This window comes from Pseudomonas sp. NPDC077408, assembly GCF_050269105.1.
Lineage (GTDB): Bacteria > Pseudomonadota > Gammaproteobacteria > Pseudomonadales > Pseudomonadaceae > Stutzerimonas.
In genome coordinates, this window is the sequence record NZ_JBNNHS010000005.1 from 175,404 (window position 1) to 189,142 (window position 13,739).

Here is a 13,739-nt window from a genome sequence, read left to right on the forward strand (position 1 = left end):
CGCTGAATCGGATGGGCAAATTGGAGGGCCCGAATAATAACAGGGTTACGCGCGGCTTCCGTGCTGGCGCTCCGCAGCGAGCGGCTTTATCAGGCCTTGAACTGGCCGAGACTGGCTTCGAGCCTCTGCGCAAGCACGCCCAGTTCCTTACCGCTGGCCGCGGTTGCAGTCACCGCGTCGGCGGATCGTTCGGCTTCGGTCAAGATGACTTCGACCCGCTCGCGCACGGCCGTTGCGGTGCTGGCTTGGTGTTCTGCGCCTTTGGTTGCCTCCCTTACAACCTGGTGCACTTGCTCGACGGCAGTCTGCAAGGCGCGCTGTAGCTCGCGGCTACTGCCTAGTGAGGCCGCGCCGCTTTCGGCTTGCTTGCCAGCCGTATTGATCGCCAAGACGGCGTCACGTGCACCCTGTTGTAGGCTTTCGATATGCGTCTGGATATCGCCGGTGGACTGCTGAGTCTTGCTGGCGAGCGCTCGCACTTCATCGGCCACCACAGCGAATCCACGACCACTCTCCCCGGCGCGAGCGGCTTCGATGGCAGCGTTCAGCGCAAGCAGATTCGTTTGCTCGGCGATGCCCTTAATCACGGTCAGTACCACCTCGATCTGTTCGCTCTGCTTGGCCAGTTTTTCGATCACCGAGGCGCTTGTCTGTACGCCACTGCCAAGCGCTTCGATCGTACGGCCCACCTGCTCGGAAATCGCCTCGTTATCTACCGCGGACTTGCGAATCGAGGCAACCTGATCAAGTGCAGTCTGCATGGCGCGGCTTTCATTCTGCGCGTGCTGGGTCATGTCGGCCAACGCTTGCAGGCTGCGGGCGACCTCGTCACGTTGGCGCTCGGCAGCGGCTGCAGCGGAGCGGCTGCGGTTGCCCAGTGTGTCGATTTCCGCCCCGGTCTGTACGGCGATAGCGCGTGCTTCCTGGACGATCGGCTGGAGCTTGGCCAGGAACAGATTGACCGCGTCAGCCATCTCGCCCACCTCGTCTGCGCTGTGAATCTTCACGCGCTGGGTGAGGTCGCCGTGGCCGGCCGAAAGGTCGCGCAGCGCGCTGCTGAGCAGGCCCAGCCGGCGCAGTACCTGGCGGCCGAGCACTAGCGTGACAGCGAGCAGGAGCAGTGTTCCGATGACGGCAAGGCCAACGCTGATTTTCCAAAGCAGCGCCGACGCAGAGCGCGCCACTGCCTTCTGGCTATTGGACTCGATGCTTTGTGCCACATCCGTCGCCGCGGCCAGGCCTGACGCCATGATTTTTGCGCTGTCGCTGGCGGTGGTTGCGAGACCGGCTTCCACCAGCTTCGCTCCGCTGGCGACCAGTGTCTGGAATCGGCTGTCGAACGCCGCCAGCTCCGTGCTCACCGCTGAGGTGGAGAAGCCGAGGATCACCTGGCCGATGTCCGCCCCCTTGGGGTTGATCGATGTCTTGGCGAGATAAAGCGTCGGGTCGTTGTCGGCGGCGGACAGTACCTTGTCGAACGCGGTGCGTCCGGTGCCCTTGTCCAGCAGTGCTTTGACTCGGGGGTCCTGGCGGTTCAAGTGACGGGTGAGCTGGTTGCCATTGGCATCGAAATAAACGACGAAGACGACCGCCGGGTTGCGGTGAGCCATTCTGACGAACTCGGTCAGCGCCGGTACGTCGTTGTCCCAGATCGCAGCTGGCGCAACGCCGGCAAGCAGTGTGGCGAGGTCGTCTCCAGACTGCTTGAGGTGACGCTCAAGCACGTCTTTCAGCTGATTCTGCTCTTCGGTCAATTGCTGCGTCAGTCCCTGGGACAGATCGCTGGTCATGCGTTCGGCCAGGTTGGTAAGCCCGCCCCTGACTTCGGCATCTGCCGAGCGCAGCGCTTGCAGCAGGCGCGCCGAATCTTCGCCCAGGCTTTGCTCGATGTCTTGTTCGAGCCCGTCGATGGTGCCCCGGGTCAATGCGAGAGCAACCAGTACTTGCACCAGAACGGCGCCGCACAGCGTCAGGAATACCGGGCGTAGCAAGCGGCTACGCAGAGAGGAAAGCAGCAGCACGGTTCAATACTCCTGGGGCAGCGGAAACAATTGGCGGGTCGATAATGGGATGCAAGCATTGCGCCATCATGCGCCAAAACGAATCGCTCGTAGAACACCTTGTATCGGCCGATACAGCCGCATTCATGACTGCCGAGGCGTGGAACTGGCGACCGTTCGTCATCATTGCAACGTTCCAAGTCGATAGACTCGGCTCCCACTGCGCAACGGCAGTGGCCGCCTTGCCGGGCTCGCCTTGCTTTGCGCTCCTGCGGCGCGGAAACTCAATTGATGCGAACACATAAACTCGATCGAACGCGGCCGGCGGCCCCTGTCGATGACTTCTTCGTGCCTGAGCTCTGCCAGCCCGACGCGTTGCTCGGCCTGGTGCTACTCGCCGAGTTGATGGTGCTCGTGCTGGTGCTCGCCGAGCCGATGCAACCAGGTTTCAACTGGATGCGCCTGGCGCTGGCGTCGTTGTTCGTGCAGTGGGTAATGTTGCTGTCGGCCGGTTTGACTTGTCAGCTGCGACCGCTGCTGGCGCGATTGCCGGCTTGGCTGGCAGGGCTTGCTTGCTGTGCGATGGTGGTCGGGCTGACGCTGGCGTGCACGGCGGTTGCCGATATCTATCAGCTTGGCGGTCCGCTGACGCGCGTCGGCGAGGTGAATCTGTATCTGCGCCATGCATTGATCAGCCTGATCATGTCCGGCCTGCTGCTGCGCTATTTCTATCTGCAGAGCCAATGGCGGCGGCAGGAGCAGGCCGAGCTTCGCGCTCGCATCGAGTCATTGCAGGCGCGCATCCGACCGCATTTCCTGTTCAACAGCCTGAACAGCATCGCGAGCCTGGTGGTTACCGATCCAGCCAAGGCCGAGCAAGCGGTGCTCGACCTGTCCGATCTGTTCCGTGCCAGCCTGGCGCGCCCCGGCACCCTGGTGCCTTGGCGCGAAGAGCTGGAATTGTCACGCCGATACCTTTCAATCGAGCAGTACCGGCTCGGCGAGCGGCTGAAAGTTGAATGGCAGGTCGATACCGTGCCGGATGATTTGCCGATTCCCCAGCTGACCCTGCAGCCGCTTCTGGAAAACGCGCTTATTCACGGAATTCAGCCAAGAATCGAGGGCGGGGTGGTCAGCGTGGCGGCGTACTATGCTGATGGCGTGTTCCATTTGCAGGTTAGTAACCCCTTTGATGAGACGGCGCCAAAACTGCCATCTAGAGGGACTCAGCAAGCGCTGCTCAATATAGACGCACGACTAACGGCACTTTTCGGTCCCGCGGCGAGTCTCAGCGTGGAGCGGCGTAATGCCCGTTACTACACCTGTCTACGCTATCCGTGTGCGACACAAAAGCAGGAAGCCAGAACTGTATGAATGTGCTGATTGTCGATGACGAACCTCTAGCCCGCGAGCGCCTCAGCCGACTGGTAGGTGACCTTGACGGCTATCGTGTCCTGGAACCTTCCGCCTCCAATGGCGAAGAGGCGCTGTCCCTGATCGAGGAACTGCGTCCCGATGTTGTGTTGCTGGATATCCGTATGCCGGGGCTTGATGGCCTCCAGGTTGCAGCCAAGCTGTGCGAGCGCGACGCTCCCCCTGCGGTAATTTTCTGCACCGCCCACGACGAGTTTGCGCTGGACGCCTTCCAGGTGAGCGCGGTCGGTTATCTGGTCAAGCCGGTACGGCCCGAACACCTCGCCGAAGCGTTGAAGAAAGCCGAGCGGCCCAATCGTGTTCAACTCGCGGCGCTGACGCGTCCTGCGGCGGTGAGCGGCACCGGCCCGCGCAGCCATATCAGCGCAAGGACCCGCAAGGGCATCGAACTTATCCCCTTACCTCAGGTGATCTATTTCATCGCTGACCACAAATACGTCACCCTGCGCCATGAGGGCGGCGAGGTTCTGCTAGATGAGCCGTTGAAGGCGCTCGAAGATGAGTTCGGCGAGCGTTTCGTCCGCATTCACCGCAATGCGCTGGTCTATCGCGACCGTATCGAGCGATTGCAGCGCACCCCACTTGGACATTTCCAGCTGTTTCTCAAGGGGCTTGAGGGCGAGCCGCTTACCGTAAGCCGCCGCCATGTCGCCGGCGTTCGCAAGCTGATGCAAAACCTCTGATTCGAGCCTGGCGCTAAGGACCGGCGCCCGTTCCAGCTCAACCGTCCCCGGACGGCTTTCCTTGATCCCCGCCAACCCGATCGCTGTTCCTGGCCTGTTATCATCGCCGGCAGTTCATCTGTCTGGAATTGTTCATGTCCCGCGAAATTCGCATCGCCACCCGCAAGAGTGCCCTGGCCCTGTGGCAGGCCGAATACGTCAAGGCGCGCCTGGAAGCCGCTCATCCGCATGTGACGGTGAGCCTGGTGCCGATGGTCAGTCGGGGCGACAAGCTGCTCGATGCACCGCTGGCAAAGATCGGCGGCAAGGGTCTTTTCGTCAAAGAGCTGGAAACAGCCCTGATGGAGAACGAAGCGGATATCGCCGTGCACTCCATGAAGGACGTGCCCATGGAATTCCCCGAGGGGCTCGGCCTGTATTGCATCTGTGAGCGGGAAGACCCGCGCGATGCGTTCGTCTCCAATCACTATGAGAATTTTGATGCGTTGCCTGCCGGCGCGATCGTAGGCACCTCCAGTCTCCGGCGCCAGGCGCAGCTGCTGGCGCGCCGCCCCGATCTGAAGATCCAGTTCCTGCGCGGTAACGTCAACACTCGCCTGGCCAAGCTTGACGCAGGTGAGTACGACGCAATCATCCTGGCGGCGGCCGGCCTGATCCGTCTTGGTTTCGGTGACCGCATCCGCGCCAGCATCAGTGTCGAGGACAGCCTGCCCGCGGGCGGTCAGGGCGCGGTCGGGATCGAGTGCCGGACCGGCGATACCGAGCTGCATCAGCTGCTTCAATGCATGAACGATCCCCATACCGCCATTCGCGTGAGCGCCGAGCGTGCCCTGAACCGCCACCTCAATGGGGGCTGTCAGGTGCCGATCGCCTGTTATGCCGTACTCGAAGGCGATCAGCTTTGGTTGCGTGGGCTCGTCGGTCAGCCCGATGGTGCCTTGCTCCTACGCGCTGAAGGCCGTGCGCCCAATGCCGAAGCCGAAGCGCTTGGTGTGCGCATCGCAGAAGAATTGTTGCAGCAAGGCGCTGGCAAGATCCTTCAGGATATTTATGGTGAGGCCGGCAAGGCGTGAACGGCTGGCGTCTCTTGCTGACGCGGCCCGCAGAAGAATGCGCCGCCCTGGCGGCCATCTTGGCGGGTCAGGGCATCCACAGTGCCAGCCTGCCCCTGCTCGCTATCGAGGCACTCGACGAAACGCCCGAACAGCGCGAGGTCATGCTGGAGCTGGATCGTTATGCTGCCGTGGTGGTGGTGAGCAAACCGGCTGCCCGTTTGGGCCTGGAGCGGCTCAGTCGTTATTGGAGAGTGCCCCCTGCTGGGCCAGTTTGGTTCAGCGTGGGCGCAGCGACTGGCGCCATTCTTGAAGAATACGGCCTGGATGTGTCCTGGCCCGCCAGTGGCGACGATAGCGAAGCGCTGCTGGCGCTGCCGCGACTGGCCGAGACGCTCGAGGTGGCAGCTCCGAAAGCGCTCATTCTGCGCGGAGAGGGGGGGCGTGAATATCTTGCCGATACGCTTCGCTGCCGTGGCGTTCAGGTCGACAGCCTCGAGCTGTACCGGAGATACCTGCCTGATTACCCATGCAACATGTTGATCGAACTGGTTCGTTCGGAACGGCTGAATGCCATGGTGGTCAGCAGTGGGCAGGGTTTGCAGTCGTTACGCGAGTTGGCAGGATTCGATTGGTCAACGCTGCGTGAACTACCCTTGTTCGTACCCAGCCCTCGTGTGGCCGAGATGGCCGAGGCGTTGGGCGCCAAAAGAATCGTGGACTGCCGTGGTGCTGGAACCGCGGCTTTGCTGGCGGCGCTACGGGACAATCCCGGGCCCGCTTCCTGATGCAAAGGATGGAAACGTGAGCGAAGTAGACTCCGACAAGGCACCGCAGCAACCGAAGGGCAACGACTCTGTCGCCGCTCAAAATCCTGTGAAGAAAGAGCCGCAGAAGGATTCGAAAGAGGCGCCCAAGGCGCCACCACCGAAAACGCCGGCCGGTTCCTCCGCCGATGCGCGTGGCAGCGGCAAAGGATTGGCCGGTCTGGCCCTGCTGTTCGGCTTGGCGGGTCTGGCAGCAGGGGGCTACAGCGTCTGGCAGACTCAGCAGCTGGCCGATCAGGAGCAGCAACAGCAACAGTCGGCACAGACTACGAGCGAACAAACCCGACAGTTGAGCGAGCGCAGCGAGCAACTGGCCAGCCGCCTCGGCAAGCTCGAGCAACTGCCCTCGGCCGACCAGCTTGAGGAACGTCGCCGCTTGCTTACAGAGCTGCAAAGCGATCAGCAGCGCCTGGCGGGGCGTGTCGAGCAGGTCCTTGGGGCCAGTCGTGAGCAGTGGCGCCTCGCTGAAGCCGAGCATCTGTTGCGCATGGCGATGTTGCGTCTGTCGGCGATGCAAGACGTGAACAGCGCCGAATCGCTGCTCGCCGAGGCGGATCTTATCTTGCGTAAACAGGATGATCCGGGGGCGTACGCCGCTCGACAGCAATTGCTCGAAGGGCTTGAAGCGTTGCGCAGTCTGCCGGAGCTGGACCGGACCGGATTGTTTCTCCAGCTTGGTGCGTTGCGCGGTCAGGCCAATCAGCTCAACGGCCTGGCTCCTGAATTCGAGGAGGGTCAAGGCGCCACAGGTGGCCAGGCCGATAGCGGCTGGCAGCGTTGGCTAAATGAGCTGACACGTTATGTCCGTATTGATTTCGACGCTGGCAATAGCGCCAAGCCGCTGCTTGCCGGTCAGAGCCTGGCGCAGGTGCGGTTGGCGTTGTCGCTGGCCATCGAGCAGGCGCAGTGGGCCGTGCTCAATGGCAACGAAAAGGTCTACCAGCAATCGTTGGATCAGGCGGGGCAGCTGATCAAGGATCACTTCAGCGAGGAAAACGGTCAGAGCCGAGGGCTGCGCGACCGTATCGAAGAACTGAAAAAGCGCCAAGTGTCGGTCAGCCTGCCGGACCTCTCACCGGCGCTCCGCGCATTGCAGACCTATGTGCAGAAACGTGAGTCGTCCGAAAGCGCTGGGTCGCCTGCTGACAGCGGCCCAGCACAGCCCACAGACAAAGCGACCCCGGAACCTGACCAGCCGACAGCCGATGAGCCAGCTTCCGATGAGCCGCCAGCGGAAGAGGGGCAGCGCGCATGAAGCGATTCGCCTTTGTCCTGATCCTGTTTATCGCGGTTGTCGGGTTCCTCGGCTGGGCTATCGCACAGGACCCGGGCTATGTCCTGATCAGCTATGACCGCTTCCGTTACGAGTCGAGCTTCTGGATCTTTCTTGGTTTGATCGCATGCCTCTGGTTGTTGGCGATGGTGGTGCACTGGTTGCTCGGTCTGTTGCACACGTCTGGCGCACTGGTCAATCCGTGGTCGCGTCGTCACCGTGAGCGTCGTGTCAGCAAGGCATCACGCAGCGGTTTACGCGAGTTGGCCGAGGGACAATGGAATCAAGCCTTGGGTCATTTGCGCTCCGCTGCCGAGCACGACCACCAGCCGTTGGTGCATTACCTTGGCGCCGCACGTGCCGCCAATGAACTGGGCGAGCACGAGCAAAGCGACGAGCTGCTCCGCAAAGCAAGGGAGCGCGACCCCGAGTCAGGCCTTGCGGTTGGCCTGACCCACGCTCAGCTGCAAATTGCGAGGGGCCAATATGGCGAGGCGCGGGAAACACTCAACGCGCTGCACAGCGACCATCCCCGTCATCCCTACGTGTTGACCTTGTTGCAGCAGCTGTACGTTCAGCTCGAAGACTGGTCGGCTTTGTGCAGTTTGCTACCCGAGCTGCGCAAGCACCGCGTGTTGCCACCGGCTCGCCTGAGTGAGCTTGAATTGCTGGCTTGGACAGCGGCGATTGAGCAAAGTGGTCAAGCCCCGGCAGCCAGTAATGAGGACGCGTTGCAGGCCCTCAATCAGAAGTGGCAAACCGTACCGTCGGGGTTGCGCAGTGAGTCGCTGCTGGTGCGGGCCTACGCTGACGGTCTGTCCCGCTTGGGGGCGGATGCTAAAGCCGAAGAGGTGCTCTACGCAGCGCTCAAGCGACAGTACGATGATCGCTTGGTCGAGCGCTACGGCCGGGTGCGCGGTCAAGACCCGGCGCGTCAGCTGGCGAATGCTGAAGGCTGGCTCAAGGCTAATCCGGAGAACGCAGAGCTGCTGCTTGCGCTTGGCCGGCTGAGCATGCGCAACGCGCTTTGGGGCAAGGCACGCGATTATCTTGAGGCCAGCCTGCGCTTCGAACACCGTCCGGAAACCTGCGCCGAGCTGGCCCGGTTGCTGGCCCAGCTAGGGGACAACGAGCGCAGCAACCGGCTGTTCCAAGAAGGGTTGGGGCTCCTCGATCAATCCAGCGCCAACCGGATACAAACCACCAGCAGCAGTTAGCGGTTGGCAGTCGGCGCGGCAGCCCGGGTAGTGACGCCCGTCCCGCGCCGCCGCGGCGATTTGCGTATGGCTTGCAGCTCGCCGCCTGCCGCACTACCGTAGCGAACTTTTCCTGTCTGCGGAGTTGCCATGAACCTGGCCAGCCCACGTTCGCTGTTTCTTCTGGCCTTCATCGGCTGCGCGTTGATGATGGTCGCTGCCCTGTATCTCGAGCACGTTGTCGGGCTGGTTCCCTGCCCGCTTTGCATCGTTCAGCGAATCTGCGTTATCGGCTTCGGCCTGGTCTGTCTGGTCGCTGCGCTGCATGGCCCACGCAAGACCGGTCGCCGTGTTTATTCGGTCATGGCATTGCTGTTCGCCGTTGCTGGTGGGGGCACGGCGATACGCCAGATATGGCTGCAGAACATGCCTGCCGACCAGCTGCCGAGCTGCCTGCCCAGTCTCGAATACATGATGGATGCGTTGCCGTTCCAGGAAATTGCCCGCTTGGTGCTTCACGGTACCGCCGAGTGTGCCGAAGTTACCTGGACACTGCTCGGAATGAGTATTCCGGAGTGGACGCTGCTCGCATTCATTGCAATGGCCCTGTTCTGTTTCTGGCAGTTGCTGCGCCGCGACTAGGCTTTTTGTCGAGGCAGGGCGAATGATCGCCCCGCCTGATGGTCAATGAGCAGGGCGAAGCGGTCATGCTCAGTGATGCCGGTTGAATTTCATCCTTGCTGCTTGATGCTTCGTTCCGCGCAGCTTAGTCTGCCCTGGCGGCGTCGGTTTTCTGCCAATTTCGCTGTCACTCACCCAAGGCCGATATCCCAAGACAAAAAACCGTCTCGGAAGGCGCAACAGGCATCATCGATTAGGGAAAGTGAGGTCATCATGCTCGAGAGCTGTCGGAACGCCCAGGAACGCTGGGGAGGTGTGCACCTGCTGATCGACCGCTGGCTGCAGGAACGCCATGCATTGATCAACGCATTCGAAGGGTTGCATGAGGGTGCCGAAGCGGCTACTCGCCCGGCCTTGCAAAAATTCTGCGAAATCTTGCTCGACTATGTGTCGGCTGGTCATTTCGAGATCTACGAGCAACTGCTTAACGAAGCAGAAGCCTTTGGTGACAAGCGAGGGCTGGATCTGGCGCGTCAGATTTATCCTCGTATCGAGGCGATTACCCAGGTGGCGGTTGCTTTCAATGACCGGTGCGACAAAGGCGACTGTCTCGAAAGCCCCGGTCTTCCAGAAGAGCTGAAGCGTCTGGGCCAGTTGCTGCACGAGCGCTTCGAACTTGAAGACTGCCTGATCGAAGTGCTGCACACCGCGCATAAAGAGCCTGCTGCTACCGCCTGACCGATGCCGGTCAGCTGCGAGCGAAGGATCGCTTGTAGCACGCTTCGCTGATCGGTTGGCGGATCGCTGCGGCCCGTCTAGTATGGCTGCACCATTTCCGCCAGGAGGCGCTTCCATGCCAGCAAAGAAAAACGCGGTCACTACCCCGCTGCACTTGCTTCAGCAGCTATCGAAAAGTCTGGTCGTGCATCTGGAAAAAGCCTGCACTGATGCACAGAAGGAAGCAGAGATCCTCCTGGCCAAGCTTGAAAAGCAGCGTGGCAAGACGCAGGAAAAATTGATCAAAGCGCGCGCCAAGCTCGACGAGGCCGGCAATGCTGGAAAGTCGAAGGCGCAAAGCAAGGCTCGGTCCAAACTGGCCGAACTGGATGACATGCTTGCCTTGCTGCAGTCACGGCAGAACGAGACCTTGAGTTACCTGGCTGACCTCAAACGCGACGCCGAGCAGAGCTTGAACCTGGCGCAAGGTGTCGCTCAGGTTGAAAAGGCTGCGGCGCAAGCACTGGCATCGCGCAGCAAGGCCACGCCGTCACGTTCGGCTTCAGCGCAACGCAAGGCTGCGCCATCGTCAACCAAGCCAGCTCCTGCCAAGCAATCTTCCACCAGCTCGAGCCCGGCAGCGAGCAAGCCAGCCACAACCCGCGCCCGAACAGCAGCCTCAAAAGTTGCGGATAGCAAGTCCTCCACGGCTAATGCGCCCAGCGGCTTGGGCGCAGCCGAAAGTGGCGCTCCGAAACGGCCCGCTAGGCCTGCCAATAGCCGTGCGAAGCCAAAACCTGCTCCCACCAAGTCATCCAGCTCTGCCAAGCCCGCTGCACCGCGCAAGCCTGCTGCCACACGCAAGCCCGCATCAACCAAGGCCGGCAGTGCGGATCAGTCCGCCCCGCCTGCATCCAGCTGAGAAGCTGCACGGCGCAGCACGATCAGCAATGCATCGGGGTCGCCGTCGATCCCCGTGCATAGCTGGTTCAGCCAGTTGTTAGATCCGTCCTCCCGCAACCAATGCTGCGTTGCCTGCTGCAGGCGATCGAGCTGAGTTCGTTCGGCGTCTAGCTCCAGCGTTTTGACGCGCTGGCGCAAGCTGGCGAGTTCGGTGTCGATGGCTGCCTGCTCACGCCAAGCCTGACGCAGATTTCGCAGGGGCAATACCACTGTGCTCTGCCAGTCCTTGCTGAGCTGTTTCAGTTCTTCCAATCGCTGCGCATTTTGGTGGACGCCCCGAATTTCCAACCAGACGCAGGTGAGCAGCAAGCAAACGTCCACCCCGAGCGCCTGCAACTCAAGACACGCCTTTTCCACGCCGGGCTCTGCGTAACAGGCGAGGGCAAAATTCCAGAGTTCGTCGTTGTTCATCTGTAATTGGTTTTTTTCATGAGCAGCCGGATGGATTTCCGGGCGACCTGATAAACTCCGCCGCCATTATGATCCGACTTCAGAACCTGACTCTACAGCGCGGCCCGCAGCGTTTGCTGGAAGGCGCCGAGCTGACCCTTCATCCTGGCCATAAGGTCGGGCTGGTTGGCGCCAATGGCGCCGGTAAGTCCAGCCTGTTCGCCTTGCTACGCGGCGAATTCACCCCCGACGAGGGCGACTGCCAGCTGCCGCCCGACTGGCGCATTGCACACATGCGCCAGGAGGTCGATACGCTCGATCGGTTGGCGGTCGATTACGTGCTGGACGGCGATACCGAGCTGCGCCGTATTCAGGGTGCGTTGATCGAAGCTGAAGCAGCCTCTGACGGCGGGGCACTGGCTCGCTTGCATACCGAGCTCGATAACGCCGACGGCTATACCGCTGACGCACGGGCACGCAAGTTGTTGGCCGGCCTGGGTTTTGCCAATGAGCAAATGGATCTGCCAGTAAGCAGCTTCTCGGGAGGTTGGCGGATGCGTCTGAATCTGGCGCAGGCGCTGATGTGTCCGTCTGATCTGTTGCTGCTCGACGAACCCACCAACCACCTCGATCTGGATGCCATTCTCTGGCTGGAAGCCTGGCTTAAGAGCTATCCGGGCACACTGATGCTGATTTCCCATGATCGCGACTTCCTCGACGAGGTGGTCGGTCATGTGGTGCATGTCGAGCAGCGCAAGCTGACGCTCTATCGCGGGGGCTATTCGGCCTTTGAACGGGCCCGGGCCGAGCGCCTGGCGCAGCAGCAGCAGGCGTTCGAAAAGCAACAGGCACAGCGCGAGCACATGGAGGACTTTATTCGGCGCTTCAAGGCCAAGGCGAGCAAAGCGCGACAGGCGCAGAGCCGGATCAAGGCCCTGGAAAAGCTTGAGGAGTTGGCCCCGGCGCATATCGATTCGCCGTTCGACTTCGTTTTTCGCGAGGCGGATAAGGTCTCCAGCCCGCTGCTGGATCTGGAACAAGGAAGCCTTGGTTACGGTGACAAGATTGTGCTGGACAAGGTCAAGCTGCAGCTGGTGCCTGGCGCCCGTATCGGTTTGCTTGGCCCCAACGGAGCGGGGAAATCTACGCTGATCAAGACGCTGGCCAACGAGCTGCAGCCCTTGGGTGGACGCCTGCAGCGCGGCGAGAATCTTGTCATCGGCTATTTTGCCCAGCATCAGCTAGACGCTCTGGACGCCAAGGCCAGCCCGCTATTACATCTGCAGCGTATCGCCCCTGGCGAGCGGGAGCAGGTACTGCGTGACTTTCTCGGGGGTTTCGATTTCCGCGGCAATCGCTGCGATGAACCGGTCCTTAATTTCTCCGGCGGTGAAAAGGCGAGGCTCGCGCTAGCGCTGATCGCCTGGGGCAAACCCAATCTGTTGCTGCTCGACGAGCCGACCAACCACCTCGATCTCGAGATGCGGCTGGCGTTGACGCTGGCCTTGCAGGACTTCGAGGGGGCCGTGCTCGTCGTGTCCCACGACCGGCACTTGCTGAAAAGCACGACCGATGAATTCCTGCTGGTTGCAGAAGGCCGGGTAGTGGAGTTCGAAGGTGACCTTGAGGACTACGCTCGCTGGCTGGTCGACTACCGTTCCCGCCAGCAGCCGCTGAGCCCAGTGGAGGCCACGGGTGAAAAGACTGATAAACGCGCCGCCCGCCAGGCTGCGGCTACCTTGCGTCAGCAATTGGCTCCGTTGAAACGGCAAGCCGAAAAGCTCGAAAAGTCTTTGGCTGATATTCACGAAAAGCTCGCGCCGCTGGAGGCGCGTCTCGCTGATTCAGACGTATACGAGTCGGCTCGCAAGGATGAGCTGCGCGAGCTGCTGGCCAAGCAGGCTGAACTGAAGGTGCGCGAAGGCGAACTGGAAGAGGCTTGGCTGGAGGCGCTCGAATCGCTTGAAGTTCTACAAAGCCAACTTGAGGCGAGCCTGTGAGCGAGCGGTGGTTGATTTTTTCGCAAAGATGGAGCGATCAGTTACTGCTCGGATTGCAGATACTGTTGATTCTGCTGGTCGCCTATATTCTTCAGCGGCTCGTCGTACGTGGGCTTTCACGGCTCGGCAGTCGCTATCCGCTTCCGCCTGAACTGCTTTTGCCGCTGCGTGGCGGGATTCGCTGGTTCATTATTGGCGGTGCGCTGATCATGGTGCTCGAGCGCGTCGGAGTTTCGGCCACCGTCATTTGGACCGCCTTCTCTGGGTTCGTGGCAGTCGCAGCCGTGGCCTTCTTTGCGATCTGGAGCGTGCTCTCCAACCTGCTCTGCGCTGTGCTCATCATGACCGTTGGGCCGTTTCGGTTGGGCGACATGGTGGAACTAGTGGAGAGTTTCGACAAGCCCATCGTCAAGGGCCGAGTCATCGACATAAACCTGCTTTACACCACGCTGGAGGAGTCAGCCGATAGCGGAACCGGTGCAATCGTTCAGGTTCCTAACAGTCTGTTCTTCCAGAAGGTGTTGCGCCGCTGGCGTGGCACCGAGATCCAGCCCCCTCATCACAACGCACACGAGTAGCACGC

General features: G+C 61.2%; 13 protein-coding genes and 1 pseudogene. 11 read left to right on the plus strand and 3 right to left on the minus strand.

Features of this window, described 5'->3' with window-relative positions; translation table 11 throughout:
- Nucleotides 1-89: 89 nt before the first annotated feature.
- Together ACQKEK_RS14960 and ACQKEK_RS14965 are read right to left on the minus strand one after the other, a co-directional pair.
- A complete protein-coding gene (locus tag ACQKEK_RS14960; RefSeq protein WP_499143686.1) occupies nt 90-974 on the minus strand; it encodes a methyl-accepting chemotaxis protein in 885 nt (294 codons plus the stop codon).
- Nucleotides 948-1,790: pseudogene (locus tag ACQKEK_RS14965) on the minus strand (HAMP domain-containing protein); the annotation flags it as partial. The pseudogene ACQKEK_RS14965 and the gene ACQKEK_RS14960, both read right to left, overlap by 27 nt.
- 501 nt (nt 1,791-2,291) lie before the next feature.
- Here ACQKEK_RS14965 and ACQKEK_RS14970 point away from each other — a divergent pair.
- The 9 genes from ACQKEK_RS14970 (at nt 2,292) to ACQKEK_RS15010 (ending at nt 10,725) form a co-directional block, all read left to right on the plus strand.
- The gene (locus ACQKEK_RS14970) at nt 2,292-3,374 is read left to right on the plus strand and encodes a sensor histidine kinase (protein ID WP_128120256.1); all 1,083 of its coding nucleotides are present in this window, start codon (nt 2,292-2,294) and stop codon (nt 3,372-3,374) included.
- Nucleotides 3,371-4,117 carry a LytR/AlgR family response regulator transcription factor gene (locus ACQKEK_RS14975; protein ID WP_045430882.1) on the plus strand — a complete coding sequence of 249 codons (747 nt, stop codon included), beginning with the start codon at nt 3,371-3,373 and terminating at the stop codon, nt 4,115-4,117. The genes ACQKEK_RS14970 and ACQKEK_RS14975 overlap by 4 nt, the downstream gene beginning before the upstream one ends.
- A 134-nt stretch (nt 4,118-4,251) precedes the next feature.
- On the plus strand, nt 4,252-5,190 hold the full coding sequence (gene hemC / locus ACQKEK_RS14980; protein WP_128120257.1) for a hydroxymethylbilane synthase: 939 nt from the start codon (nt 4,252-4,254) through the stop codon (nt 5,188-5,190).
- The gene (locus ACQKEK_RS14985; RefSeq protein ID WP_128120258.1) at nt 5,187-5,957 is read left to right on the plus strand and encodes a uroporphyrinogen-III synthase; all 771 of its coding nucleotides are present in this window, start codon (nt 5,187-5,189) and stop codon (nt 5,955-5,957) included. Before hemC ends, ACQKEK_RS14985 begins: the two co-directional genes overlap by 4 nt.
- A gap of 16 nt (nt 5,958-5,973) precedes the next feature.
- Entirely contained in the window at nt 5,974-7,251 is a 1,278-nt protein-coding gene (locus ACQKEK_RS14990; RefSeq protein WP_499143616.1) for a uroporphyrinogen-III C-methyltransferase, read from the plus strand.
- Complete coding sequence (locus tag ACQKEK_RS14995; RefSeq protein ID WP_499143617.1) at nt 7,248-8,486, plus strand: heme biosynthesis HemY N-terminal domain-containing protein; 1,239 nt, start codon at nt 7,248-7,250, stop codon at nt 8,484-8,486. Before ACQKEK_RS14990 ends, ACQKEK_RS14995 begins: the two co-directional genes overlap by 4 nt.
- Nucleotides 8,487-8,615: 129 nt before the next feature.
- Nucleotides 8,616-9,107 (plus strand): disulfide bond formation protein B, encoded by a 492-nt coding sequence (locus ACQKEK_RS15000; RefSeq protein WP_045430867.1) that lies wholly within the window; start codon nt 8,616-8,618, stop codon nt 9,105-9,107.
- 252 nt (nt 9,108-9,359) lie between these two features.
- Nucleotides 9,360-9,824 carry a sigma D regulator gene (gene rsd / locus ACQKEK_RS15005; RefSeq protein ID WP_499143618.1) on the plus strand — a complete coding sequence of 155 codons (465 nt, stop codon included), beginning with the start codon at nt 9,360-9,362 and terminating at the stop codon, nt 9,822-9,824.
- A 115-nt stretch (nt 9,825-9,939) separates the two neighbouring features.
- Nucleotides 9,940-10,725, plus strand: a complete 786-nt coding sequence (locus tag ACQKEK_RS15010; protein ID WP_499143619.1) for an AlgP family protein — start codon at nt 9,940-9,942, stop codon at nt 10,723-10,725.
- On the opposite strand, the gene ACQKEK_RS15015 is transcribed toward ACQKEK_RS15010, so the two are convergent.
- Nucleotides 10,698-11,177 carry a TIGR02444 family protein gene (locus ACQKEK_RS15015; RefSeq protein WP_499143620.1) on the minus strand — a complete coding sequence of 160 codons (480 nt, stop codon included), beginning with the start codon at nt 11,175-11,177 and terminating at the stop codon, nt 10,698-10,700. The genes ACQKEK_RS15010 and ACQKEK_RS15015 overlap by 28 nt on opposite strands.
- Nucleotides 11,178-11,245: 68 nt before the next feature.
- On the opposite strand from ACQKEK_RS15015, the gene ACQKEK_RS15020 reads away from it, so the two are divergent.
- Together ACQKEK_RS15020 and ACQKEK_RS15025 are read left to right on the plus strand one after the other, a co-directional pair.
- The gene (locus tag ACQKEK_RS15020) at nt 11,246-13,156 is read left to right on the plus strand and encodes an ATP-binding cassette domain-containing protein (RefSeq protein ID WP_128120264.1); all 1,911 of its coding nucleotides are present in this window, start codon (nt 11,246-11,248) and stop codon (nt 13,154-13,156) included.
- Complete coding sequence (locus ACQKEK_RS15025) at nt 13,153-13,734, plus strand: mechanosensitive ion channel family protein (RefSeq protein WP_128120265.1); 582 nt, start codon at nt 13,153-13,155, stop codon at nt 13,732-13,734. Before ACQKEK_RS15020 ends, ACQKEK_RS15025 begins: the two co-directional genes overlap by 4 nt.
- Nucleotides 13,735-13,739 lie beyond the last annotated feature (5 nt).